General features: G+C 61.8%; 24 protein-coding genes and 1 tRNA gene. 16 read left to right on the top strand and 9 right to left on the bottom strand.

Features of this window, described 5'->3' with window-relative positions; all coding sequences use genetic code 11:
- Positions 1 to 11 precede the first annotated feature (11 nt).
- On the bottom strand, positions 12 to 1,025 hold the full coding sequence (hemH, locus tag APH28_RS21150; RefSeq protein WP_060512479.1) for a ferrochelatase: 1,014 nt from the start codon (positions 1,023 to 1,025) through the stop codon (positions 12 to 14).
- A gap of 13 nt (positions 1,026 to 1,038) precedes the next feature.
- Positions 1,039 to 1,944, bottom strand: a complete 906-nt coding sequence (locus APH28_RS21155) for a TIGR01777 family oxidoreductase (protein ID WP_060512542.1) — start codon at positions 1,942 to 1,944, stop codon at positions 1,039 to 1,041.
- 188 nt (positions 1,945 to 2,132) lie between these two features.
- Here APH28_RS21155 and APH28_RS21160 point away from each other — a divergent pair, with 188 nt between their 5' ends.
- The 5 genes from APH28_RS21160 to APH28_RS21180 all read left to right on the top strand — a co-directional run bounded on the left by APH28_RS21160 (position 2,133) and on the right by APH28_RS21180 (position 7,213).
- Positions 2,133 to 3,119, top strand: a complete 987-nt coding sequence (locus APH28_RS21160) for an NAD(P)/FAD-dependent oxidoreductase (protein WP_060512480.1) — start codon at positions 2,133 to 2,135, stop codon at positions 3,117 to 3,119.
- 108 nt (positions 3,120 to 3,227) lie between these two features.
- The gene (locus APH28_RS21165) at positions 3,228 to 4,196 is read left to right on the top strand and encodes a DUF523 and DUF1722 domain-containing protein (protein WP_060512481.1); all 969 of its coding nucleotides are present in this window, start codon (positions 3,228 to 3,230) and stop codon (positions 4,194 to 4,196) included.
- Positions 4,186 to 5,085 carry a MerR family transcriptional regulator gene (locus APH28_RS21170; RefSeq protein ID WP_060512482.1) on the top strand — a complete coding sequence of 300 codons (900 nt, stop codon included), beginning with the start codon at positions 4,186 to 4,188 and terminating at the stop codon, positions 5,083 to 5,085. The genes APH28_RS21165 and APH28_RS21170 overlap by 11 nt, the downstream gene beginning before the upstream one ends.
- Positions 5,076 to 6,518 (top strand): deoxyribodipyrimidine photo-lyase, encoded by a 1,443-nt coding sequence (phrB, locus tag APH28_RS21175; RefSeq protein ID WP_060512483.1) that lies wholly within the window; start codon positions 5,076 to 5,078, stop codon positions 6,516 to 6,518. The genes APH28_RS21170 and phrB overlap by 10 nt, the downstream gene beginning before the upstream one ends.
- The gene (locus tag APH28_RS21180) at positions 6,515 to 7,213 is read left to right on the top strand and encodes an SDR family oxidoreductase (protein ID WP_082432363.1); all 699 of its coding nucleotides are present in this window, start codon (positions 6,515 to 6,517) and stop codon (positions 7,211 to 7,213) included. The genes phrB and APH28_RS21180 overlap by 4 nt, the downstream gene beginning before the upstream one ends.
- Before the next feature lie 45 nt (positions 7,214 to 7,258).
- Here APH28_RS21180 and APH28_RS21185 read toward each other — a convergent pair whose 3' ends face one another.
- The 6 genes from APH28_RS21185 to hemA all read right to left on the bottom strand — a co-directional run bounded on the left by APH28_RS21185 (position 7,259) and on the right by hemA (position 12,605).
- Positions 7,259 to 7,777: an acyloxyacyl hydrolase gene (locus tag APH28_RS21185; RefSeq protein ID WP_060512543.1), complete on the bottom strand. Its 519-nt coding sequence runs from the start codon at positions 7,775 to 7,777 to the stop codon at positions 7,259 to 7,261.
- A 102-nt stretch (positions 7,778 to 7,879) separates the two neighbouring features.
- Positions 7,880 to 8,677 carry a glutamate racemase gene (murI, locus tag APH28_RS21190; protein ID WP_060512485.1) on the bottom strand — a complete coding sequence of 266 codons (798 nt, stop codon included), beginning with the start codon at positions 8,675 to 8,677 and terminating at the stop codon, positions 7,880 to 7,882.
- Positions 8,670 to 9,425 carry a molybdopterin-synthase adenylyltransferase MoeB gene (locus APH28_RS21195; protein ID WP_060512486.1) on the bottom strand — a complete coding sequence of 252 codons (756 nt, stop codon included), beginning with the start codon at positions 9,423 to 9,425 and terminating at the stop codon, positions 8,670 to 8,672. Before APH28_RS21195 ends, murI begins: the two co-directional genes overlap by 8 nt.
- Entirely contained in the window at positions 9,419 to 10,249 is an 831-nt protein-coding gene (prmC, locus tag APH28_RS21200; protein ID WP_060512487.1) for a peptide chain release factor N(5)-glutamine methyltransferase, read from the bottom strand. The genes APH28_RS21195 and prmC overlap by 7 nt, the downstream gene beginning before the upstream one ends.
- A complete protein-coding gene (prfA, locus tag APH28_RS21205) occupies positions 10,249 to 11,331 on the bottom strand; it encodes a peptide chain release factor 1 (RefSeq protein ID WP_060512488.1) in 1,083 nt (360 codons plus the stop codon). The genes prmC and prfA overlap by 1 nt, the downstream gene beginning before the upstream one ends.
- The gene (gene hemA, locus APH28_RS21210) at positions 11,328 to 12,605 is read right to left on the bottom strand and encodes a glutamyl-tRNA reductase (protein ID WP_060512489.1); all 1,278 of its coding nucleotides are present in this window, start codon (positions 12,603 to 12,605) and stop codon (positions 11,328 to 11,330) included. The genes prfA and hemA overlap by 4 nt, the downstream gene beginning before the upstream one ends.
- 458 nt (positions 12,606 to 13,063) lie before the next feature.
- On the opposite strand from hemA, the gene APH28_RS21215 reads away from it, so the two are divergent.
- The 10 genes from APH28_RS21215 to ychF all read left to right on the top strand — a co-directional run bounded on the left by APH28_RS21215 (position 13,064) and on the right by ychF (position 22,227).
- Complete coding sequence (locus tag APH28_RS21215; protein ID WP_060512490.1) at positions 13,064 to 13,552, top strand: type VI secretion system tube protein Hcp; 489 nt, start codon at positions 13,064 to 13,066, stop codon at positions 13,550 to 13,552.
- 9 nt (positions 13,553 to 13,561) lie between these two features.
- Positions 13,562 to 14,536: a hypothetical protein gene (locus tag APH28_RS21220; protein WP_060512491.1), complete on the top strand. Its 975-nt coding sequence runs from the start codon at positions 13,562 to 13,564 to the stop codon at positions 14,534 to 14,536.
- Between the two features lie 905 nt (positions 14,537 to 15,441).
- A complete protein-coding gene (locus APH28_RS21230) occupies positions 15,442 to 17,154 on the top strand; it encodes a tetratricopeptide repeat protein (protein ID WP_060512493.1) in 1,713 nt (570 codons plus the stop codon).
- A 4-nt stretch (positions 17,155 to 17,158) separates the two neighbouring features.
- Positions 17,159 to 17,776: a lipoprotein insertase outer membrane protein LolB gene (lolB, locus tag APH28_RS21235; protein WP_027918301.1), complete on the top strand. Its 618-nt coding sequence runs from the start codon at positions 17,159 to 17,161 to the stop codon at positions 17,774 to 17,776.
- Between the two features lie 4 nt (positions 17,777 to 17,780).
- Positions 17,781 to 18,641, top strand: a complete 861-nt coding sequence (gene ispE, locus APH28_RS21240) for a 4-(cytidine 5'-diphospho)-2-C-methyl-D-erythritol kinase (protein ID WP_060512494.1) — start codon at positions 17,781 to 17,783, stop codon at positions 18,639 to 18,641.
- 20 nt (positions 18,642 to 18,661) lie between these two features.
- A tRNA-Gln gene (locus tag APH28_RS21245) sits at positions 18,662 to 18,736 on the top strand.
- A gap of 48 nt (positions 18,737 to 18,784) precedes the next feature.
- A complete protein-coding gene (locus APH28_RS21250; protein WP_003247410.1) occupies positions 18,785 to 19,726 on the top strand; it encodes a ribose-phosphate pyrophosphokinase in 942 nt (313 codons plus the stop codon).
- Positions 19,727 to 19,846: 120 nt separating this feature from the next.
- Positions 19,847 to 20,440, top strand: coding sequence for a 50S ribosomal protein L25/general stress protein Ctc (locus APH28_RS21255; RefSeq protein ID WP_060512495.1), 594 nt, complete (start codon positions 19,847 to 19,849; stop codon positions 20,438 to 20,440).
- A 79-nt stretch (positions 20,441 to 20,519) separates the two neighbouring features.
- A complete protein-coding gene (pth, locus tag APH28_RS21260) occupies positions 20,520 to 21,104 on the top strand; it encodes an aminoacyl-tRNA hydrolase (RefSeq protein WP_009686183.1) in 585 nt (194 codons plus the stop codon).
- 22 nt (positions 21,105 to 21,126) lie between these two features.
- Positions 21,127 to 22,227: a redox-regulated ATPase YchF gene (gene ychF, locus APH28_RS21265; protein ID WP_060512496.1), complete on the top strand. Its 1,101-nt coding sequence runs from the start codon at positions 21,127 to 21,129 to the stop codon at positions 22,225 to 22,227.
- A gap of 94 nt (positions 22,228 to 22,321) precedes the next feature.
- Here ychF and APH28_RS28900 read toward each other — a convergent pair whose 3' ends face one another.
- Positions 22,322 to 22,483 (bottom strand): hypothetical protein, encoded by a 162-nt coding sequence (locus tag APH28_RS28900; RefSeq protein WP_177334285.1) that lies wholly within the window; start codon positions 22,481 to 22,483, stop codon positions 22,322 to 22,324.
- 495 nt (positions 22,484 to 22,978) lie between these two features.
- Between APH28_RS28900 and APH28_RS21275 the strand changes: the two genes are divergently transcribed.
- A complete protein-coding gene (locus APH28_RS21275) occupies positions 22,979 to 24,700 on the top strand; it encodes a SulP family inorganic anion transporter (RefSeq protein ID WP_060512498.1) in 1,722 nt (573 codons plus the stop codon).
- Positions 24,701 to 24,795 lie beyond the last annotated feature (95 nt).

Below are 24,795 nucleotides of genomic sequence, written 5' to 3' on the forward strand. Positions count from 1 at the left end.
GCCCCCTTAATTCAGGCCTTTTCGCACATCCCCGCCAACACTTTCACCCACTCCGGGTGATCATTCAGGCACGGCACCAGCACCAGCTCCTTGCCGCCCGCCTCGACAAACTGCTCGCTGCCACGCATGCCGATCTCTTCCAGCGTTTCAATGCAATCGGCAACGAACGCCGGGCACATCACCAGCAGCTTTTTCACCCCGGCCTTGGCCAGCTCGTCCAGGCGCGTCTCGGTGTAGGGTTCGATCCACTTGTCACGCCCCAACCGCGACTGGAAAGAGACCGACCACTTGCCATCCGGGATGCCCATCTTCGTCGCAAAGGCCTTGGCGGTGGCCAGGCACTGTCCGCGGTAACACACGGCACGCACCTCGGCACTGGCATCACGGCAGCAGTCGGCTGCGCGCAGATCATGCTTGCCGGTCGGGTAGAGCTTCTTCAGGTGCCGCTCCGGCAAGCCATGGAAGCTCAGCAGCAGATGGTCGAAATCCTGCTCAAGGTACGGACGGGCACTGGCAACCAGCGCATCGATGTACTCGGGATGGTCATAGAACGGCTGCAGCACACGCAGCTGCAACGGCAGCTGGCGCTCGGCCAGCGTCTGCCGTGCCTGTTCCACCACCGTGGTGACTGTGCTGTCGGCGAACTGTGGATAAAGCGGCGCCAGTGTCACCTTGCGCACACCTTGTGCTGCCAGACGCGCCAGCACCTCAGGCAGCGCCGGCTCGCCGTAGCGCATGGCAACTTCCACCGGCCCGTGCGGCCAGTGCTCGACCATCGCCGCCTGCAGGCGCCGGGTCAGCACAACCAGCGGCGAGCCTTCATCCCACCAGATCGAGGCATAGGCGTGCGCCGACTGCTCCGGGCGTTTGATCAGGATCAGCGACACCAGCAGCCGCCGCACCGGCCAGGGCAGGTCGACCACGTACGGGTCCATGAGGAACTGGTTGAGGTAGCGGCGCACATCGGCCACCGAAGTGGAGGCCGGGGAACCGAGGTTGACCAGCAGCAGAGCGTGATCAGTCATGCAGCGTCCTATGTCAGAGGCGGCTGGACAGGTTGCCCAGGGCCGATTGCAGATCGTTGAAGCGGAAGGTGAAACCTGCTGCCAGCAAGCGCACCGGGCGCGCCCGCTGGCCACCAAGCAGCAAGGTCGACAGCTCGCCGAGGCTGGCCTTGAGCAACAGGCCGGGCATTGGCATGAACGCTGGCCGATGCAGCGCACGCCCCAGCGCCTTGGCGAAATCACGGTTGCGCACTGGCTCTGGCGCGCAGGCATTATAGGGACCGCTGGCATCCTTATGCTGCAAGAGAAAATCAATCAGGGCGATCTGGTCGTCGATATGCACCCACGGCATCCATTGCCGACCATCACCCAGCGGCCCGCCTAGCCCCAGCTTGTATGGCAGGCGCAGGCGCGACAAAAAGCCACCGTCACTGGCCAGCACCAGCCCGGTGCGCACCAGTACCACGCGCAAGCCAAGCTGCTGCGCACGCTGGGCGGTTTCTTCCCAGGCGATGCACAGTTGGCTGGCGAAGTCTTCGCGAACCGGCGGCGAGTTTTCAGTCAGCTCGCGCTCGCCGCCGTCGCCATACCAGCCCACAGCGGAGCCGGAAATCAGCACCTCGGGGCGCTGCTCACGGCTGCCAAGCCACGCCAGCAATTGCTCGGTGAGCGTGATGCGGCTGGCCCACAGCAGGTTACGCCGCGAGCCCGACCAAGGCCGATCGGCGATCGGCGCACCGGCCAGATTGACTACCGCATCCACCTGCTCGTCGGCCCCCAAATCCTCCAGCCGGCCAATGCCACGCACCCCGCTACCACACAATCGCGGCACTTGTTCAGGGCGCCGGCTCCACACGGTAAGCCGATGGCCCTTGCCGAGCCAGTACTGGCAAAGGTGCTTGCCGATCAACCCGGTACCACCTGTCAGCAATATATGCATGGCTGTGTCCTCGCAGCGTGCGGCCATGGTCTATTTTTAAGAACAAGGCACTTTTCCAGACCAATCGCTCTCGGATAACCATAGGCCAACATGTCCTATGAAGCGGAATAACCTTATACAAAGATTGTGCATTGTACAGGTTTGCCTGTCAGCGTAGTCTGCCTACAGCAAGGTTCGAAGAGGCCATCATGACAGTACCTATTGCCATCATCGGTGCCGGTATCGCCGGCCTGTCCGCCGCCCAGGCGCTGCAAAAGGCCGGGCAGTCTGTCCACTTGTTCGATAAAGGCCACGGCAGTGGCGGGCGCATGGCCAGCAAGCGCAGCGAGGCCGGCGCCCTCGACCTTGGCGCGCAGTACTTCACTGCCCGTGATCGGCGCTTCGTCGAGCAGGTGCAGCAGTGGGTCGCCGCCGGCTGGGCCGAGCAGTGGAAGCCGCAGCTGTACAACTACCGCAACGGTGAACTCACCCCCTCTCCCGACGAACAGACCCGCTGGGTTGGCGTGCCGCGCATGAGCGCCATCACCCGCGGCCTGCTCAAAGATGTCACGGTCAATTTCGGCTGCCGCATTGCCGAGGTGTTCCGCGGCAAGCAGTTCTGGCACCTGCAGGACACCGAAGGATGCAGCCATGGCCCCTTCAGCCGCGTGGTGATTGCCGTGCCCGCGCCCCAGGCCACCCAGCTGCTGGCTGCCACACCCAAGCTCGCGGCTGTGGCGGCGGGTGTTCAGATGGAGCCGACCTGGGCCGTCGCCCTGGCCTTCCAGACAGCGCTGGATACGCCGATGCAAGGCTGCTTCGTGCAGGACAGCGCGCTCGACTGGCTGGCACGCAACCGCAGCAAGCCAGGCCGTGAAGAGCACCTCGACACCTGGGTGCTGCACGCCACGTCCGACTGGAGCAAGCAGCACATCGACTTGGCCAAGGAGGAAGTGATCGAACAACTGTGGGGCGAATTTGCCGAGCTGGTCGGCTGCGTAGTACCGCCGCCGAGCTTCGCCCTGGCCCACCGCTGGCTGTACGCACGGCCAGCCGGCAATCACGAATGGGGGGCGCTGGCCGACGCCGACCAAGGCCTGTATGCCTGCGGCGACTGGTGCTTGTCTGGCCGCGTCGAAGGCGCCTGGCTCAGTGGCCAAGAAGCCGCGCGACGGCTGCTGGAACATCTTGAATGACGTCACACTGCAAGGCTATACAAAAAATAGTAGTTGCATAAGTTTCTGGCTGTGCTGGAATGAACTTGTACGCGCTCGCTTCTATGTACAAGTTTTCCGGAGACAGCCATGCACAAACCTGCCCTTTCACATAAGCCACGTATCGCCATCAGCGCCTGCCTGACCGGCCATAGCGTGCGCTACAACGGCGGGCACAAGGCATCCGACCTGTGCCGTGAGCAACTGGAAGCGCATTTCGAATGGCATCCGGTGTGCCCCGAGGTCGCCATTGGCCTGGGCGTGCCACGTGACCCCATTCGCCTGGTGGGTGACCCCGCGCACCCCGCCGTGGTCGGCACACGTAATCCCGGCATGGATGTTACCGGCTCGCTGCGCAACTATGCCGAGCAGATGGCCGACGAGCTCGATGACATCTGTGGCTACATCTTCATGCAGAAGTCGCCTTCCTGTGGCCTAGAGCGGGTCAAGGTCTATCAGGACAACGGCCACCCCGCGCAGCAAGGCGGCACAGGAGCCTATGCCGCTGCCTTCTGTGCCCGCCGCCCGGACCTGCCAGTCGAGGAAGAAGGCCGCCTGCACGACCCGGTACTGCGCGAGAACTTCATCAGCCGCGTCTATGCCTACGCCGACTGGCAGCAACTGCGGGCACAAGGCTTGAGCCGTGGCGCCCTGGTGCGCTTCCATTCACGCTACAAGTACCTGCTGATGGCGAACAACCCCCAGGCCTATCGCCAGCTCGGCCGCCTGCTGGGCAGCATGAGCCGCGAAGACGACCCGGAGCAGGTCGGGCCGCGCTATTTCAGCCAGCTGATGCAGGCCCTGCGCCGTTGCGCCAGCCGTGGTACCCACTGCAACGTTCTGCAACACCTGAGCGGCTACTTCAAGGATGCGCTGACACAGCAGGACAAGGCCGAACTGCAGCACATCATCGGCCAATACCAGCAAGGGGAAGTGCCGCTGGTGGTGCCGCTGACCTTGCTCAAGCATCACTTGCGCAAGCACCCATATCCTTATTTGCTGCAACAGACCTACCTGCAACCTCACCCTGACAGCCTGGGCTTGCGTAATGCTGTCTGAAACGCTCCTGCCAATCGGCGAACTGGCCCGGCGCACGGGCGTGAACCCGGTCACCTTGCGTGCCTGGGAGCGCCGCTACGGCCTGCTCAAGCCGCAACGCACCGCCAAGGGGCACCGCTTGTATGGGCAAGACCAGCTCGAGCGGGTGCATGCGATTCTCGCCTGGCTTGAGCGCGGTGCCTCAGTCGGCCAGGTTCGCGAACTGCTCGACCAACCGCTGGAGCGGGCACCGATAGGTGACTGGCAACCACGCCAGCTGCAGTTGATCGAGGCCATCGCCACGCTTTCCCAACGTGCCCTCGACCAGCAACTGAACCAGGTCATGGCCTTGTACCCTGCCGTGACGCTGTGCGAACAGTTGTTGTTGCCGTTGCTGGAGTCCTTGGCCGTGCGCTGGCGCAGTCACTTCAACGCGCGCCTTGAGCAGGTGTTTTTCCATACCTGGCTGCGCAGCAAGCTCGGGGCTCGGGTGTATCACGACAATCAATCGTTACAAGGGCGAGCCGTGCTGCTCTGCGAAGACAGCGAGCGCCCGTTCGATGCAAACCTGTGGCTGTGCGCCTGGTTGCTGAGCAGCAACGGCATCCCTGTCGAAGTATTTGAACAACCGGTGGCCAGCGCGCAGCTGCAGCGTGCCGTGATCACGCTGCAGCCGCGGGCAGTGCTGCTGCACCTGGGCCCACGCATCGATGCCGGTGCCTTGCTGCGCACCTTGCAGGGCATTGCCGGGACCAAGCTGCTGGGCGGCCCCACCATCGCCCTGCACCAGGCCCAGCTGCAGGCTTTCGATGTGCCTGACCTTTTCCTTTTCGATACCCCGCAGGCGGCATTGCGTGTGCTGCAAGGCAATGACCGCCGGCCTGTAGAGACGAGTGCACCATGCAACTGATCTGGCTGCGCAGCGACCTGCGCATCGATGACAACTCTGCCCTCAGCGTCGCCTGCGAACGCGGCCCGACCGTGGCCTTGTGGCTGGCCAGCCCAGGCCAATGGCAGGCCCACGACGACGCTGCCTGCAAGGTCGACTTCTGGCTGCGCAACCTGCGCCAGCTGCGCCAGTCGCTGGGCCAACTGAATATCCCGCTGCTGGTGCGCCAGATCGACACCTGGGACCAGGCACCCGCCACCCTGCTCGAGGTCTGCCGCCAGCACAACATCGAGGCCGTGCACTGGAATGACGAATACGGCATCAACGAAGACCGGCGCGATGCGGCCATACGCCAACTGCTGGAAAATTCCGGCATCCGCGCCCATAGCTACCTCGATCAGCTGTTCTTCCGCCCAGGCACCATCCTGACCCGCAGCGGCGATTACTTTCAGGTCTTCAGCCAGTTCAAGAAGGTCTGCCTGGAGCACCTGCACCGCAGCCTGCCAAGCATGGCCCGGCGGGTAAAAAAGCAGGCCCCGCTGGATATCAGCAGTGACCCGATCCCACCGCATATCGACGGTTTCGACACGCCAGCCCGCGCACTCAGCAATCACTGGCCCGCCGGTGAAGACGAAGCGCAGGCACGGCTTGGCCGCTTTCTGGATGAAACGGTCGAGGATTACGACCACCTGCGTGACCTCCCGGCCAAGCCCGGCACCAGCCAGCTATCTGCCTACCTGGCCGCTGGGGTCATCTCGCCCCGGCAATGCCTGCACGCCGCCCTCGCCAGCAACCGCGGTGAATTCGACAGCGGCAGCAGCGGCATTCAGACGTGGATCAACGAACTGCTCTGGCGCGAGTTCTACAAGCACATCCTGACGGGTTATCCACAGGTCTCCCGGCATCGTGCCTTCCGCGTGCAGACTGAAGCCCTGCCGTGGCGCGAGGCACCGGACGACCTCAAGGCTTGGCAGGAAGGCCGTACCGGCTTCCCGATCATCGACGCGGCCATGCGCCAACTGCTGCACACCGGCTGGATGCACAACCGCCTGCGCATGATCGTCGCCATGTTCCTCAGCAAGAACCTACTGATCGACTGGCGCTTGGGCGAACGTCATTTCATGCGCCATCTGATAGACGGTGATCTGGCCGCCAACAATGGTGGCTGGCAGTGGAGTGCCTCCACCGGCACCGACGCAGTGCCCTACTTCCGTATTTTCAACCCGGTTTCCCAGTCCCAGCGTTTCGACCCCGAAGGTCGCTTCATTCGCCACTGGCTACCGGAATTGCGGGATCTGGATGAAAAATCCATCCACCAGCCCGTGAAGTCTGCGGATCTTTTTGCTAATAATTTCTATCACAGTCCAATAGTCGATCTCAGTAGCAGTCGCCAGCGTGCGCTGGAAGCCTTCAAAGGTCTTCCTCGCCGGCAGGATCAGAGGGCAGTATCTTGAATCACTCGCGTAGTTTCTGGGTTACGGGGGCCAGCAACGGACTGGGTCTGGCCCTGGTGGAGCGGTTGCTCGAACAAGGGCACCGGGTTGCCGCAAGTGGCAAGGAAAGCGAGGAACTTCAGGCGCTGACAGTGCGCCATGGTAGCCGGCTGCTGAAGCTGCCTTGGCAACTGCAAGAAGATGAAAAGGCCGCCAGTGCGGCAAAGCAGATATGCCATGCCTGGTGCTCACTGGACGTGCTGATCCTCAATGCCGGGACTAGCGATTATCTGGCCGATGACGTGGCGGACAGCGATGTGTTCGAAACCATTGTCACCAGCAACCAACTGGCTGCCGAGCATTGCCTGGCCAATGTGCAGCCGTTGTTGGCAAAGGGGCATCAGCCGCAAGTCATGGCGATTTTCAACCGCTATGCTGGCTTGCAGCTTTACTCGCCTACGCAAGTGTCGGCGGGCTGGAACAATCTGCCGCAGTGGTCGCGCGAGCAGCGCCAAGTATTGAAAGACCAGGGGATCGACCTGACGGTGGTGGCACCGCAGTCGCTGAAGACGCCAGTGACTTCCGTACAGGCCGTTCCGGATGCGTGGACACCGCAGAATGCGGCGGATGAATTGATCTCGCGGTTGGCTTTGCGCGAACCGGAGTTGGTGCTGGAGGTGCTGGAAATCAGCAGCCTTTGGCCGCTGTCTCGCTAAGTCATGGGGTTCCGGCCCGGCCCTGTCGGGCCGGGACAGGAATAGTCAGAGGGCCATGCGGTAATGCAGGCTGTAACTCTCGACACCGTCATTAGGGGTTTGGATCCCCGCATTGGAATAGTGGATCGCCCTTACCCCGACCTCATGCCCACCGGCAAACCGCAGCCCGAAGCCAATCCGGTCTTCAAACTGGAATGACGAGCCGAGCTTGTTGCTCTCGATTTCGGTATGGGCAAATGCCGCTACACCGATCCCCGCTTCGATATAGGGCTTCACTGAGCCCCCGGCAAACTCATAGACGAACACTGGCGCAAACGACAGGCTGTGGTTGCTAGACGTCTCGTCACCCTCCCAGTAGGTGTAGGCGCCATCCCAATAGCCTGTCAGCCGGCCGACGCTGGTCTGCCACCAACTCGCGTCCCAGTTGGACTGCAGGCCCAGCCGGTAAACCATTGTCGAATCACCGGTCTGCCCCACCGAAAACGATACGTCGGCCGCGTGCGCTGCCACCACATGCCCCAGGGTCAATGCGGCAGCTGCCGCCAAACCGATCAGCTTCCTCATGAAAAACATCCTTCTTCCTGCTGTTATTAGTGTTCGCCCTCTATCAGGCAAATCGGTAGAAATCGGAAATGGAACGATAGTTCAGCTGTTTTCACATTTTTTTTACAACTGAAAGCTTTGCACACTGTCCGACTCATGCCACAGCACTGGCAGGATTTTTTTCAGGGACTGCGGTTCGGCACTGCTCCAGAATGCCGCATCGCGCGCCGGCCCGTCGGCCAGGAGCCCGCGCGCGGCCAGCAGGCGTTGCAGTTGGCGCGCCACGGCGGCACCGGTATCGATGATGGCCACGTCGGCGGGCACCATCTCCGCCAGCAGAGGGCGTAAGAAGGGGTAATGGGTGCAACCGAGGATCAGCGTGTCGCAACCAGCGGCCAGCAGTGGCTGCACGTAGCCCTGCAGTAACTGGCGCAACTGCGGGCTAGCGAGGTCGCCGGTTTCGATCAGCTCGACCAGCCCCGGGCAGGGCTGGGTGACCACTTGCACGTCATTGGCGAAGCGGTCGAGCAAGGCAGCAAACTTGGCACTCTGCAAGGTGCCCGTGGTGGCCAGCACGCCGACCACACCCGAGCGGGTGGCGGCAGCAGCGGGCTTGACTGCCGGCTCCATGCCGACCAGTGGCCAGTCGGGGTACAACTCGCGTAGGTCGGCAGCCGCGGCCACTGTGGCGGTATTGCAGGCCATGACCATCGCTTTGGCACCTTGTGCCTGGAAGAACTCGGCGATGCGCCGGCAGCGCTGGCGGATGTAGTCCGGGGACTTCTCGCCATAAGGCACGTGACCACAATCGGCCACGTAAAGCAGCGACTCGTTGGGCAGCAGGCGCTGGATCTCGGCGAGCACCGACAAACCGCCGACCCCCGAGTCCATCACGCCGACCGGCGCCGAGCGCTCAGCCATCGCGCTTGCTGCACACGGCACAGGCCGGGTCACGCTTGACCCGCAGCTCCCGCAGGCGCGTGCCAAGGGCATCGATCAACAGCAGGCGGCCTACCAACGGTTCGCCGAAACCAGCCAACAACTTCATTGCCTCCAGCGCTTGCAGGCTGCCGACCAGGCCCACCAGCGGGCCGATCACGCCGGCTTCGCTGCAGGTCAACTCGTCTTCGCTGCCATGGCCGTACAGGCAGTGGTAGCACGGGCTGTTGTCACGGCGCGGGTCGAACACCGACAACTGGCCTTCCAGGCGGATCGCCGCGCCGCTCACCAGCGGCTTGCCGGCGGCGAAGCAGGCCGCATTGACCGCCTCGCGCGTACCGAAATTGTCGGAGCAGTCCAGCACCAGGTCGACCGCTGCCACTGCGGCGGCCAGGGAGTCTTCGTCCAATGCCTGGCGGTGAGCGACCAGGGCAATCTCCGGGTTGATCGCCTGCAGCCGCTGTACCGCCGAATCGACCTTGCTCATGCCGACGCTGTCGCTGTCATGGATGACCTGGCGTTGCAGGTTGGTCAGGTCCACGGTGTCGAAGTCGGCCAGGTGCAGCTCACCCACGCCTGCAGCTGCCAGGTACAGCGCCACCGGCGAGCCAAGGCCACCGAGGCCGACGATCAAGGCCTTGCTGTGCTTGAGCCGCAGCTGGCCTTCGATATCCACCTGGGCCAGCAGGATCTGCCGGCTGTAACGCAACAGTTCCTGATCGGTCAGCATGGCAGGCGCCCCAGTGAAATACGTTCATGGCCGCCCAGGTCCTTGCGGCTGGCGACCTCGGCGAAGCCTCGCGCAGTCAGCAGGGCCCGAACGTCTGCAGCCTGGTCGTAACCGTGTTCAAGCAGCAGCCAGCCACCAGGCAACAGATGCTCCGGCGCCTGGGTGACGATCACCCGCAGGTCCTCGAGGCCATCGGTACCGGCCACCAGCGCACTGCTGGGCTCGAAACGCACGTCGCCTTCGACCAGGTGCGGGTCTTCGGCGCGGATGTACGGCGGGTTGCTGAGGATCAGGTCGAAGCGCTGCCCGGCCAAGCTGGCGAACCAGTGGCTGGCAAGCACCTGGACGTTGCTCAGGCCCAGGCGTTGGCGGTTGCGCTCGGCCAAGGCCACGGCCTCTTCGACACGGTCCACGGCCGTCACTTGCCAGGCCGGGCACTCGCTGGCCAGGGCCAGGGCGATAGCACCGGTGCCGGTCCCGAGGTCCAGGACCTTGGCTGGCGATGCAGGCTGCAGCTCCAGGGCGGTTTCGACCAGCAACTCGGTATCCGGGCGTGGGATCAGTGTATGCGGCGCCACTTCCAGGTCGATCTTCCAGAAGCCCTGCTGCCCCAGGATGTAGGCCACCGGCTCACCGGCACGGCGACGCTGCAGGTAGCCAGCGTAAGTCTCGGCATCTTCACTGCTGACAATGCGCTCGGGCCAGGTATGCAGGAAGCTGCGCGACTTGCCGATGGCAGCAGCGAGCAGCAGTTCGGCATCCAGGCGCTCGCTGGGCGAATCGGGTAGCTGCGCGTTGCGCAGGAGGCTGGCAATGATGGTCATCAGTCCCCCAGGGCAGCCAGTTGATCGGCCTGGTATTCGGCCAGCAACGGTTCGATCACGGCCTCCACGCCACCGGCAAGGATGTCGTCGAGGGAGTACAAGGTCAGGTTGATGCGGTGATCGGTCACCCGCCCCTGTGGATAATTGTAGGTACGAATACGTTCGGAGCGGTCACCGGAGCCAACCAGCAGCTTGCGCTCGCTGGCGATGGCGTTCTGCGCGGCGCTGGTCTGCATGTCGTTGAGCTTGGCCGACAGCCAGGACATCGCACGGGCGCGGTTCTTGTGCTGCGAACGCTCTTCCTGGCACTCGACCACGATGCCGGTGGGCAAGTGGGTGATGCGGATCGCCGAATCGGTCTTGTTCACGTGCTGACCACCGGCGCCCGAGGCACGGTAGGTGTCGACGCGCAGGTCGGCCGGGTTGATCTCGATCGCCGCTTGTTCGTCGGGCTCGGGCAGCACGGCTACCGTGCAGGCCGAGGTGTGGATACGGCCCTGGGATTCGGTTTCCGGGACACGCTGAACACGGTGCGCGCCGGACTCGAACTTGAGCTTGCCGTAGACGTTTTCGCCTTCGACACGGGCAATGATTTCTTTATAGCCGCCGTGCTCGCCCTCGTTTTCGGAGAGGATCTCCAAACGCCAGCCGCGCTTCTCGGCGTAGCGCGAGTACATGCGGAACAGGTCGCCAGAGAAGATCGCCGCCTCGTCGCCACCGGTGCCGGCGCGAATTTCGAGGAACACGTTGCGGCCATCGTTGGGGTCCTTGGGCAGCAACATGCGCTGCAGGCTGGACTCCATTTCGAGCAGTTGCTCCTTGGCTTCGCGCACTTCTTCCACGGCCATTTCGCGCAAGTCGGGGTCGGCGTCCTTGAGCAGCGCCTGCGCGCCTTCGAGGTCGTCCTGCACCTTGCGCCACGCTTTGTAGGCGGTGTACACCGGCTCGACCTCGGCATATTCGCGGGAATAGGCGCGGAAACGGGTCTGGTCAGATATGACTTCGGCGTCACCCAGCAGCGCGGTGAGTTCCTCGAAGCGGTCCTGGAGAATCTCCAGTTTGTTCAGCAGCGACGCTTTCATTGCGGGGATTTGTCCGTCGAGCCCTCGTTGAGGGCAAAGAGTTCCTGGGCCATGGCCAGCGCATCGAGGCGGCCCTCGGCCGAGAGCTTTTTCAGCTGCACGCTTGGGGCATGCAGGAGTTTGTTGGTCAGGCCCCGGGCCAGTTGCGCCAGTACATCCTCGGGGTTGCCGCCGTTGGCCAGCAGGCGCTGGGCCTTTTGCAATTCTTCGTCGCGCAAGCGCTCACTTTGCTGGCGGTAAGCGCGCAGCACATCGACGGCGGCCAGTTCGCGCAGGCGCAGCATGAAGTCTTCGGCGCCCACCGACACCAGTTCCTCGGCGGCCTGGGCTGCGCCCTGGCGGCTCTTGAGGTTCTCCGCGACCACTTCGTGCAGGTCATCGACGGTGTACAAGTAAACGTCGTCGAGTTCGCCTACTTGCGGCTCGATGTCACGCGGCACGGCGATATCGACCATGAAGATCGGCTTGTGCCGACGCTGCTTCAGCGCGCTTTCCACCGCGCCCTTGCCGAGGATCGGCAACTGGCTGGCGGTAGAACTGATGACGATATCGCTGTTGGCCAGCTCTTGCGGGATGTCGGCCAGCAGCACGGCATGGGCACCAAACTGCTCGGCAAGAATGCTCGCCCGCTCCAGGGTGCGGTTGGCCACGACGATGCGGCGCACACCTTGCTCGTGCAAGTGTCGAGCAACCAGGGTGATGGTCTCACCGGCACCGATCAGCAGGGCCTGGCTACGACCCAGGTCGCTGAAGATCTGCTTGGCCAGGCTGACCGCAGCAAACGCCACGGACACCGGGTTTTCGCCGATCGCGGTATCCGTGCGCACCTGCTTGGCAGCGCTGAAGGTGGCCTGGAACAGGCGCCCCAGCAGCGGGCCGACAGTGCCGGCTTCGCGCGCTACGGCGTACGCGGACTTCATCTGGCCGAGGATCTGCGGTTCGCCGAGCACCAGCGAGTCGAGCCCGGAGGCCACCCGCATCATGTGCTTCACGGCGTCGTGCTCTTCATGGACGTAGGCGCTGGCGCGCAGCTCGTCCAGGCTCAGCCGGTGATACTCGGCCAGCCATCGCAGCACGGCGTCGGCGGACAGGTGGTCCTGCTCTATATATAGCTCGCTACGGTTGCAGGTCGACAGGATCGCCGCCTCACGGCTGGCGGTCAGTCGGCAGAGCTGCTGCAGGGCGTCTACCAGCTGCTCTGGGGTAAACGCCACGCGCTCGCGTACGTCTACCGAGGCAGTCTTATGGTTGATACCAAGTGCAAGAAAGGCCATGCAAGGTCGCTGGTTGTGACGAGAAGCCGATAATTGTCCTCTTTCGCAGGTTCTAGAACAACCACCGTTCGCTATTGTCGTGATAGCCCCGACCGATCCGGCCTCCGAGGAGCCCCTGCCCACGACCGAGGCAAGCACGAAACCTGTAGGAGCGGGCTTGTCCCGCGAAGAGGCCAGAACAGGCCAAGCCAATTTCTTATGCCCCCTACCTCTTCAGGTTGCTTGCCCCTGAGCGATTCCCCCACAGACAGGTAACATTACCTAAAAATAACACCTGTCAATGAAACTTTTGGACACATCCAGGCAGAAGTTATCCACAATCTTGTAGTCCTTTTCCCAAATAGATGTCCCTCTATTGCCTTCACAGAAATCGGTGCCTAGCCTTGCCAATCACTGACCGGGCCAAGTACCCCGTCAGTAATCAAACACCTGAAAATGATTGCCAAGGAGAGGTAAGCATGGCATTTGACGCATATATACAAATCGACGAAATAGCGGGCGAAGCGCTGGATGAAAAATACAACAAATGGATTGAAGTTACCGGCTACGACTTCGGCGTAAGCCAAAGCACCTCAGCCACTGCCAGCTCCGCTGGGGGCGCCACTTCAGGCCGCACCGGCGTCAGCAACTTCAGGTTCACCAAGTTCCTCGACAGTGCCAGTTGCAAACTCATGGAGGCGAGTTGTGCAGGTACACACCTCAAGGAAGTAAAACTCGCGCTTTGCCGCGCGGGCGGCGACAAGCTCAAATACTACGAGGTTGTCCTCGAAGAAGTGATCATTGCCGATTACACCCAAAGCGCTGCCGATGGCGTACCGATCGAAGTAGTGCAACTCGATTACGGCCGAATCAAGACTACCTATACCCAGCAGAAACGCATCGACGGCTCCGGCGGCGGTAACATCGCTGGCGGGTGGGACCGCATCGGCAACAAGAAATACGCGTAAGGAGTCCCCATGACCGAAGCCCGCGCGTTCATCAACCCCAAAATGCAGAACTACCACACACTCAAGGCAGGCCTTGTGCTCAGCGGGCATTCGGCTAGCAAGTTCGACGTTCTGAATGCTCACATCTTCAACAATGTGGTCAGAAGCGGCGAACTGGTCATTGTCGGCGACTGGTCGACGCCTTCGTGTACAAGCCAGGAGGAGTATCTGATGGCGAAGGCTACCCAGACGCATATGGGGCTGATGCGCAGCGGGCAAGGTGCCGATGAGTTTTTTCTGGATAATTTCGAGTTGCTCAAAAGTCTGCTTACACATGCCGCCACGGGCGCAGGCGTGGTCAGCGATGGCTGGAGCAGGCACCTGAAGGCTATTCAGGGCACGTTGCTGGAAATTGAAAAGCTGTATCAGGGTCACATGGGTTCAGGAACGCTCAGGGCTCGCGACCAATTCTATGCCAAGCGTGCGGCACTGTTCGCCAGACTGGATGAACAATTGAGCCAAACGGCAGCGTTTGGTGCCAGCTTGCGAAATAAGGGGTCGATCAAAAAGACCCTAGGCATTTCGACGAAGAGCTATTTGCATGCTGGTGAAATTGCAGGGTATGCCGATAAGGTCGCAGGAGTCGGCAAGGCAGCCAACCTGATCAAAAAAGGCGCTTATATAGGCATTGCGCTTGAGGTTGCTGCTACGAGCCTCGAAATTCGCAAAGCGTGCGCTTTAGGACGAGAAGAAGCTTGCAGAAAAGCTAAATACATCGAAAGCTCATCCTTGCTTGGAAGCCTCAGCGGCAATACTGGCGGAGCGATCATAGGTGGATTATTCACATCTAGGATTTGCATTGCACTAAGAATTCCAACCAGAGGCTTGAGCACACTTGCATGCGGTGTCATAGGCGGGGCGGCTGGCGGAATGGCGGGTGCTGAAATCGGTAAAAAATGGGGTGGTGAGATCGGCGAACTTCTATACGAAAAGGTTGAACCTTGACCAATCCAACGCTCTTGACAGTGGCGTCTCTCATCCTGCTTTCGATGGGCTGTAGTGTGTGTAGCCTTGTTTATGTCGCATGCCGCCATCTCAAAGAGATCGAGTGCCACCTCTCAAACTGTAAAGCCCTAATGGGAAGTACATCAACATGGTCCAAGGCAGGCCTTCTGGGTAAGGTATTCAGAACCAGCATGGCAGCCGACATACTAGCGACGCCGGGCTTCTACGTTCGGAGAGGACTGGCGGATCCTGATGAAATCCGCCGTTTTCCTACGCGCATGAAGCGCGCACTGAAGTTCACAAGGTGGAACCTTCTCATTTCGTTCATTTCACTCTTGGCACTCGAATGTTTAGACCGCATGTTTGACCTGAAGTGATCAAGGCGTGCAGCGTTGTTCTCCAGGCTGGATGAGCAGTTGAGCACAATGGCAGCGTTTGGTGCTAGCTTGCGAAACGAAGGAGCGATTAAAAGAACCCTTGGCCTTTCCACCAAAAGCTATTTGAATAGTGGAGATATCGCAGGGCATGCCGATAAGGTCAGAGTTAGCAAGGCAGCAAACCTGGTCAGGGAAGGCGCCTATATAGGTATTGCGCTGGAAGTCGCGAGCACAAGCCTATCAATTAAAAAAGCATGCACAGACGGGAGAAACGAAGAATGCTCGTTTGAATCTCGCTCTGCCGCGACGACGGTGAAAAATTTATCCATTAGCATGTAGAGTTCAACGAGATAACCATCATCCTCAACAACTGAATCAACAGGGCGAACCACACCACCGAACCTCTCACCTACCCCACTGTCCGAGCTAGCATCACCCAAGCTGTAAACCACGACCTTCGCAGGTGGGTTTGCCCCCGCGCTTGTGTCATCATGCTCCGACCGCCGGTTAGTCTTTTTAAGCCTCTCTATGAACAGACCTTACGCACTGCTGCTTGCCTTCGCCCTGCTCCAGGGCTGCCAGAGCCTGGCCCCGCAAAAGGCCGAGCCTCCCGCCGCCGAGGCCGAGGCGAAGAAGCCCGTGGTGTATGGGTCGTTCACGCAAGACACCCTTTATAGCCTGCTGGTGGCCGAACTGGCCGGGCAGCGCAATCGCTTCGACATCGCCCTGGCCAACTACGCTGACCAGGCCGAGAAGACCCAGGACCCGGGTGTCTCCGAGCGCGCCTACCGGATTGCCGAGTACCTCGGCGCCGACGAACCGGCCCTGGACAGCGCCCTGATCTGGGCCAAGAACGACCCGGAGAACCTCGACGCCCAGCGCGCCGCCGCCATCCAGCTGGCCCGTGCCGGCCGCTACGACGACTCCATGACTTATATGGAGAAGGTGCTGCAAGGCCAGGGTGACACCCACTTCGACTTCCTCGCCCTGTCCGCCGCCGAAACCGACCAGAGCACCCGCGACGGCCTGATGCAGAGCTTCGACCGCCTGCTGGTCAAGTACCCGGACAACAGCCAGCTGGTGTTCGGCAAGGCGCTGCTGCTGAACCAGGACGGCAAGGCCCAGGAAGCCCTCGACCTGCTCGAAGCGCACCCGGCGCAGAATGGCGAAATCGCCCCAATTCTGCTGCGTGCCCGCTTGCTCCAGGCCCTGGACCGCGGCCCGGAAGCGCTGCCACTGCTGCGCGGGGCAATCCGCGACAACCCGGACGACAAGCGCCTGCGCCTGACCTACGCGCGCACCCTGGTCGAGCAGGACCGCATGGCCGACGCCAAGGCCGAATTCCTCAGCCTGGTCCAGCAATACCCGGATGACGACGAATCGCGTTACTCCCTGGCCCTGGTGTGCCTGGAGATGAAGGACTGGGACGAAGCCGAGGTCTACCTGCGCGAGCTGATCGAGCGCGACAGCAACGTCGACGCCGCCCACCTGAACCTGGGCCGCATCGCCGAAGAACGCCACGACCCGGCCGCGGCCCTCCGCGAATACGCCCTGGTCGGCAACGGCCCGGACTACCTGCCGGCGCAACTGCGCCAGGCCGACATCCTCATCGCCAACGGCCGCGGCACCGAAGCCTCGCGCCTGCTCGCCGAGGCCCGCGAGGTGCAGCCCGACTACGCCGTGCAGCTGTACCTGATCGAGTCGGAAAGCTACAGCAACAACAACAAGGACGCCCAGGCCGACCAGGTGCTGCAGCAAGCCCTCAAGCACTACCCGGACGACCTCAACCTGCTTTACACCCGCGCCATGCTGGCCGAAAAGCGCAATGACCTGGCGCAGATGGAAAAAGACCTGCGCGCCATCATCGCCCGCGAGCCGGACAACGCCATGGCGCTGAACGCCCTGGGCTACACCTTGGCCGACCGCACCACCCGCTACGACGAAGCCAAGGCGCTGATCGACAAAGCCCACCAGCTGACCCCGGACGACCCTGCCGTACTCGACAGCATGGGCTGGATCAACTACCGCCTGGGCCACCTCGACGAGGCTGAAAATTACCTGCGCCAGGCCTTTGCCCGCTTCCCCGACCACGAAGTGGCGGCCCACCTGGGCGAAGTGCTGTGGGCCAACGGCAAGCGCCGTGAAGCCCGCCAGGTCTGGGCCAAGGGCTTCGAAGCCCAGGCCGACAGCCCCATCCTGCGCAAGACCATCTTGCGCCTGACCGGATCCGAGACTCTTTAACGCCATGTTCCTGCGCCATTGCATCACCTTCACCCTGATCGCCCTGCTGGCCGGCTGTGCCGGCTTCGGGAGCCGCGAGGCCCTGCAGGGCCACGGCGACCCGCAGCAGTGGCGCGCCCATAAAGAGCAGTTGAGCAGCCTCGACGGCTGGCAGATCAACGGCAAGGTCGGCATTCGCGCCCCGCGTGATTCCGGCAGTGGCACGCTGTTCTGGCTGCAACGTCAGGACTATTACGACATCCGCCTGGCCGGCCCACTCGGCCGCGGCGCCGCTCGCTTGACCGGCCGCCCCGGTGGCGTGGTGCTGGAAGTGGCCAACCAGGGCCGCTATGAAGCCGCCAGCCCCGAAGCCCTGCTGGAAGAACAGCTCGGCTGGCAGCTGCCGGTCTCGCACCTGGTCTGGTGGGTACGCGGCCTGCCCGCCCCCGACAGCAAGAGCAAGCTGACCCTGGACGGCGACAGCCGCCTGGCCAGCCTCGAGCAGGATGGCTGGCAGGTGCAGTACTTGAGCTACACCGAGCAGAACGGTTACTGGCTACCGGAACGCCTGAAGCTGCACGGCAAGGACCTCGACGTGACTCTGGTGGTCAAGGACTGGCAGCCGCGCCAGCTGGGGCACTGATTACATGCAGACGCTCACCCTGCCCGCCCCGGCCAAGCTCAACCTGTGGCTGCACATCATCGGCCGCCGCCCCGATGGCTACCACGAGCTGGAAACCGTGTTCCAGTTCCTCGACCATGGCGACGAACTGAGCTTCACCCTGCGCGAAGACGGCGTAATCCGCCTGCACACTGAAATCGAAGCGGTGCCCCACGACAGCAACCTGATCGTGCGCGCTGCGCGTAAATTGCAGGAACAGTCCGGCACCCGGCTGGGCGCCGATATCTGGCTGAACAAGATACTGCCCATGGGCGGCGGCATCGGTGGCGGCAGCTCCGACGCGGCGACCACCCTGCTGGCGCTGGCGCACCTGTGGCAGCTGGACTGGGACGAAGACCGCCTGGCTGCGCTGGGCCTGAGCCTGGGCGCCGACGTGCCGGTGTTCGTCCGTGGCCATGCCGCATTTGCCCAGGGCGTAGGCGAGCAGCTGACCCCGGTCGACCCCGAGGAACCCTGGTATGTCGTGCTGGTGCCGCAAGTGTCTGTCAGCACAGTAGAAATTTTTTCACATCCGCAGTTGACACGTGATTCACTCCCCCTTAAGATGCGCCCCGTTCCCAAGGGAAACAGTCGAAATGACTGCCAACCAGTGGTAGAGCAGAGTTACCCAGAAGTTCGCATCGCGTTGAATTCTTTGGGTAAATTCACTGAGGCTCGACTCACTGGTACTGGAAGCTGTGTGTTTGGGGCCTTCCCAAGCAAAGCCGAAGCTGATAAAGTTCTGGCCCTTCTTTCAGTGACCCAAACAGGGTTTGTGGCGAAAGGAAGCAATGTTTCGATGTTGCATCGCAAGCTGCAAAGTCTGGTCAAGAAGTCGAGCGCATAAGCGTTCGCAGCAACAGATACAGGGGCGTCGCCAAGCGGTAAGGCAGCAGGTTTTGATCCTGCCATGCGTTGGTTCGAATCCAGCCGCCCCTGCCATTTTCCTTATACTCATCCAGGTATACCCTCAGCCTTCAGGTACTGCGCGTGTCCAAGATGATGGTCTTTACGGGGAACGCTAACCCCGATCTGGCTCGGCGTGTCGTACGTCAGCTGCATATCCCTCTCGGTGACGTCTCTGTCGGTAAATTCTCCGACGGCGAGATCAGTACTGAGATCAATGAAAATGTCCGCGGTAAAGACGTCTTCATTATTCAGCCGACTTGTGCCCCGACCAACGATAACCTGATGGAACTGGTAGTGATGGCCGATGCCTTCCGCCGCTCCTCAGCATCCCGAATCACCGCCGTGATTCCTTACTTCGGATATGCCCGCCAGGACCGCCGTCCGCGTTCGGCACGTGTAGCCATCAGTGCCAAAGTTGTCGCTGACATGCTCACTGTCGTGGGTATCGACCGTGTTCTCACCGTCGACCTGCACGCTGACCAGATCCAAGGCTTCTTCGATATTCCCGTCGACAACATCTACGGTTCGCCCGTACTGGTCGACGACATCGAAGACCAGCGTTTCGAGAACCTGATGATCGTTTCCCCGGACATCGGTGGCGTAGTGCGCGCACGCGCCGTTGCCAAGTCCCTGGGTGTCGATCTCGGTATCATCGACAAGCGCCGCGAAAAGGCTAACCACTCCGAGGTTATGCACATCATCGGCGACGTCGAAGGGCGCACCTGCATCCTGGTAGACGACATGGTCGACACCGCTGGCACCCTGTGCCACGCGGCCAAAGCCCTGAAAGAACACGGCGCTGCCAAGGTTTACGCCTACTGCACGCACCCTGTCCTGTCGGGCCGCGCGATCGAGAACATCGAGAAGTCGGTACTGGACGAGCTGGTGGTGACCAACACCGTTCCACTGTCCGCCGCTGCTCAAGCCTGTGACCGTATCCGTCAGCTGGATATCGCACCGGTTGTCGCTGAAGCGGTCCGCCGCATCAGCAACGAAGAATCGATCAGCGCGATGTTCCGCTAAGCGGAACACGAGTTGATATGAAGCGCCCCGCCCCAACACGTGTTGGGGCGGGGCTTTTTTGCCATCCCCGTCTGGCGCTGGTCGCAAACGCCTTTCGGGAGGCTATTTTGGAGAAGCAAAATGACTGATTTCATCCTGAACGCCCAAGCGCGTACTGACCTGGGGAAAGGTGCGAGCCGCCGCCTGCGTCACTCGCTGAGCATCCCTGCCGTTGTATACGGTGGCGATAAAGAAGCCCAATCCCTGACCATCGTGGCCAAGGAAATCGCCAAGCTGTTCGAAAACGAAGCTGCCTTCAGCCACGTTATCGAACTGAACGTCGACGGCGCCAAGCAGAACGTCGTGGTCAAGGCCATGCAGCGTCACCCAGCCAAAGGCTTCATCATGCACGCCGACTTCGTTCGCGTCGTTGCTGGCCAGAAGCTGACCGCCAAGGTTCCAGTTCACTTCGTCGGTGAAGAAGCTCCGGTCAAGAAAGGCGGCGAAATCTCGCACGTTGTTTCCGAGATCGAAGTTTCCTGCGAAGCCAAAGACCTGCCTGAGTTCATCGAAGTGGACCTGAGCAACGCTGAAATCGGCGCCATCATCCACCTGTCGGACCTGAAAGCTCCGAAAGGCGTAGAGTTCGTAGCTCTGGCCCACGGTGATGACAAAGCGGTTGCCAACGTTCACGCTCCACGCGTTGCTCCAGAAGCAGAAGGCGCTGCCGAGTAATCCACTCGCGCGCCGGTGTTGATCGGGTTACAGTGCGCCCCGCCCTGTAACCCACCAACTCCAAGGAAGAGCCCCTGACGTGACCGCCATCCAGTTGATCGTTGGCCTGGGTAACCCCGGCCCCGAATACGAACAGACCCGGCATAACGCAGGGGCTCTTTTCGTTGAACGCATTGCCAGTGCCCAGCGTGTATCGCTGACCGCTGACAAGAAATATTTCGGCCTGACGGCTAAGTTCAGCCATCAGGGCAACGACGTTCGTTTGTTGATCCCCACCACCTACATGAACCGTAGCGGCCAGGCCGTGGCGGCATTGGCCAATTTCTTCCGCATCAAGCCGGAAGCGATACTGGTGGCACACGACGAACTCGATCTGCCTCCGGGCGTTGCCAAGCTCAAGCGCGGCGGCGGCCATGGGGGGCACAACGGCCTGCGCGACATCATCGCGCAGCTCGGCAACCAGAACGACTTCCACCGCCTGCGGCTTGGCATTGGCCACCCGGGTGACGCCAAACTGGTCTCCAACTTCGTCCTGGGCCGCGCGCCGCGCGCCGAGCAGGAGAAGCTCGACGCCAGCATCGATTTTGCCCTCGGCGTGCTGCCCGACGTGCTGGCCGGCGACTTCGCCAAGGCCATGCGCGAGCTGCACAGCCAGAAGGCCTGATTTCCTAGAGAGGGGAATACCCATGGGTTTCAATTGCGGCATCGTCGGCCTGCCCAACGTCGGCAAGTCCACCCTGTTCAACGCCCTGACCAAGTCTGGCATTGCGGCGGAGAACTTCCCTTTCTGCACCATCGAGCCGAACAGCGGCATCGTGCCGATGCCCGATGCGCGCCTGGCGGCGCTGGCGGAAATCGTCAAGCCTAACCGCATCCTGCCGACCACCATGGAATTCGTCGACATCGCCGGCCTGGTGGCCGGTGCGTCGAAAGGTGAAGGCCTGGGCAACAAGTTCCTCGCCAACATCCGCGAGACCGACGCCATCGCCCACGTGGTGCGCTGCTTCGAAGACGAAAACGTGATCCACGTTTCCAACAGCGTCGACCCCAAGCGCGACATCGAGATCATCGACCTCGAGCTGATCTTCGCCGACCTCGACAGCTGCGAGAAGCAGCTGCAGAAGGTTACCCGCAACGCCAAGGGTGGTGACAAGGACGCGCTGGCGCAAAAGGCGATCCTGGAGAAGCTGATCCCTCACTTCACCGAAGGCAAGCCTGCGCGCAGCCTGATGAAGAACATGGCTGACGACGAAAAGGCCGTCATCCGTGGTTTCCACCTGCTGACCAGCAAGCCGGTGATGTACATCGCCAACGTCGCCGAAGACGGCTTCGACAACAACCCGCACCTGGACGTGGTCAAGGCCATCGCCGAGGAAGAAGGCGCGGTCGTGGTGCCGGTGTGCAACAAGATCGAAGCCGAGATCGCCGAGCTGGACGACGGTGAAGAGAAGGACATGTTCCTCGAGGCCCTGGGCCTGGAAGAGCCTGGCCTTAACCGCGTGATCCGCGCCGGTTACGAGCTGCTCAACCTGCAGACCTACTTCACTGCCGGTGTGCAGGAAGTACGCGCCTGGACCGTACGCGTCGGCGCCACCGCCCCGCAGGCCGCTGGCGTGATCCACACCGACTTCGAAAAAGGCTTCATCCGCGCCGAAGTGGTGGCCTATGACGACTTCATCCAGTTCAAGGGTGAAGGCGGTGCCAAGGAAGCCGGTAAATGGCGCCTGGAAGGCAAGGACTACATCGTCAAGGACGGTGATGTGATGCATTTCCGCTTTAACGTCTAAGCGGCAGCCTGCAGCACTGACAAACCCCTTGAGGCCGATGGCTTCAAGGGGTTTTGTTTTGTGGGGCACACATGCCATTCGACAGCGTCCGGCATTAATGCCAGGTGATCTCTCCCGCCTCCCGAGTCAGTACCAATTCAGCCAACGCCCTCCCCATCTGCACGTTATGCACACTGTTGACCAGCATGCCGATACCCGGCTCGCCGGCATTGCCGCAGATGTATTCGTCGAGGGTGTCTTCAATCCCACGCAGCAACTGAATGACGTAGAGCAATGCCGGGTGAGGGCATGTCTTTGTTGATGGTGTAGAACGGCTGGGAAAGCACTTTGGCGGGTGGATCAGGAACAAGTTTCTTCATGATTTCTCTCTCGTTTGTTGGCATTGGCTACCTTCCCATTCCCTCTCACAGGATTAGGCGGCAGCTGTACGCGGGGTGAGAGACCGGCCAAACAAGAGCGAAAACCGGCCAGGCACGAGGCCTGCCCGCGCACAGCTACCATGACGGCAATCTCTTGTTGTAAGCGGGCTCTCACACCCGGTCGTCAAACCTCGACGACCCGGGGAAATTAGCCCTGATGCTCTACATCTACAACAGAGAAACGGCAGCGGCGTGCGTAGGATAATTCCCAAGCTATCTTGAACTGAAGCATTTGGTTTCAAGTTCGGAAATTCCTTACTTCAGTGAGATTGCCGAGGCTGTTTTGTAGCCATTTAAACCCCGTCAGGCGCCTCCTTTCTGGAGCTCCGTTCATGCATGAAACGCCGCCCCCTCCCCGCTTCGACTGGCAACGCTGGCTCCCAGGCCTTGCCACCCTGCTGCACTACCAACCCGCCTGGCTGCCCAAAGACATCGCCGCCGGCCTGGTGCTCACCACCATGCTGGTGCCGGTCGGCATCGCCTACGCCGAAGCCTCCGGGGTACCGGGCATCTATGGCCTGTACGCCACCATCATTCCGCTGCTGGCCTATGCTTTGTTCGGCCCCAGCCGCATTTTGGTGCTTGGCCCGGACTCGGCACTGGCCGCGCCGATCCTGGCAGTGGTGGTGCAATACGCCGTCAGCGACCCGCAGCGCGCCATTGCCATCGCCAGCATGATGGCTCTGGTCGCGGGTGCCTTCTGCATGATTGCCGGCTTGCTGCGCCTGGGCTTCATCACCGAGCTGTTGTCCAAGCCGATCCGCTACGGCTACATGAACGGCATCGCCCTCACCGTGCTGATCAGCCAGCTGCCCAAGCTGTTCGGTCTCAAAGTCGACAGCGAGGGGCCTTTGCGCGACCTCTGGCACCTTGGCCAGGCACTAATCGCAGGCGCTGGGCACTGGCCAAGTTTCATCATCGGGGCCGGCAGCCTGGTGCTGATCCTGCTACTCAAACCCTTCAAACGCATCCCGGGCATCCTGATCGCCGTGGTGCTGGCAACCCTGGCCGTAAGCCTGTTCAACCTCGACCAGATGGGGGTCAAGGTGCTCGGCCAGTTGCCCCAGGGCCTGCCCAGCTTAGTGTTCCCGTGGGCCAGCGATATCGACCTGGTCGAAGTGGTGCTCGGCGGGATTGCCGTGGCGCTGGTGTCGTTCGCCGATACCAGCGTGCTGTCGCGCTCCTACGCCGCGCGGCTGAAGACCCCGGTGAACCCGAACCAGGAAATGTTCGGCCTGGGCGTGGCCAACCTGGCCTCCGGGCTGTTCCAGGGCATCCCGATCAGCAGCAGCTCTTCGCGCACACCAGTGGCCGAGGCGGCCGGCTCGAAAACCCAATTGACCGGCATCATTGGCGCGCTGGCGGTGACCCTGTTGCTGCTGGTCGCCCCCAACCTGATGCAGCACCTGCCCAACAGCGCCTTGGCTGCCGTGGTGATCGCTGCGGCTTTAGGGTTGTTCGAGTTCGCCGACCTCAAGCGCATTTTCCACATGCAGCAATGGGAGTTCTGGTTGTCGTTCACCTGCTTTGTCGGCGTCGCGGTGTTCGGTGCCATACCGGGTATCTGCATCGCCGTGGCGATATCGGTGATCGAATTCCTGTGGGACGGCTGGCGGCCGCACTACGCCGTGCTCGGGCGGGTCGATGGCACCCGCGGCTACCACGACGTGAAGCGTTATCCACAGGCCCGGCGCATTCCGGGGCTGGTGCTGCTGCGCTGGGATGCGCCGCTGTTCTTCGCCAACGCCGAGCAGTTCCAGAGCACGGTGCTGATGGCCGTGGATGAATCACCGACGCCAGTGCAGCGGCTGGTGATTGCGGCGGAACCGGTGACCAGCATCGATATCACTTCGGCAGACATGCTCGCCGAGCTGGATGGGGCGCTTGAGGCTCGCGGCGTGGAACTGCAGTTTGCCGAGATGAAGGACCCGGTGAAGGACAAGATGAAGCGCTTCGAGTTGTTCGAGCATATGGGCGAGCGGGCGTTTCACCCAACGGTCGGGGCCGCGGTGGATGCCTATCTGGCGGATACCGGGATTGACTGGAGGCCTTAAGTTGCCAGGGCCGGCCTCTTCGCGGGCACGCCCGCTCCCACAGGAGTCGCGTGATCCCTGTGGGAGCGGGCGTGCCCGCGAAGAGGCCAGTACAG

Source organism: Pseudomonas sp. NBRC 111124 (assembly GCF_001320245.1).
Lineage (GTDB): Bacteria > Pseudomonadota > Gammaproteobacteria > Pseudomonadales > Pseudomonadaceae > Aquipseudomonas.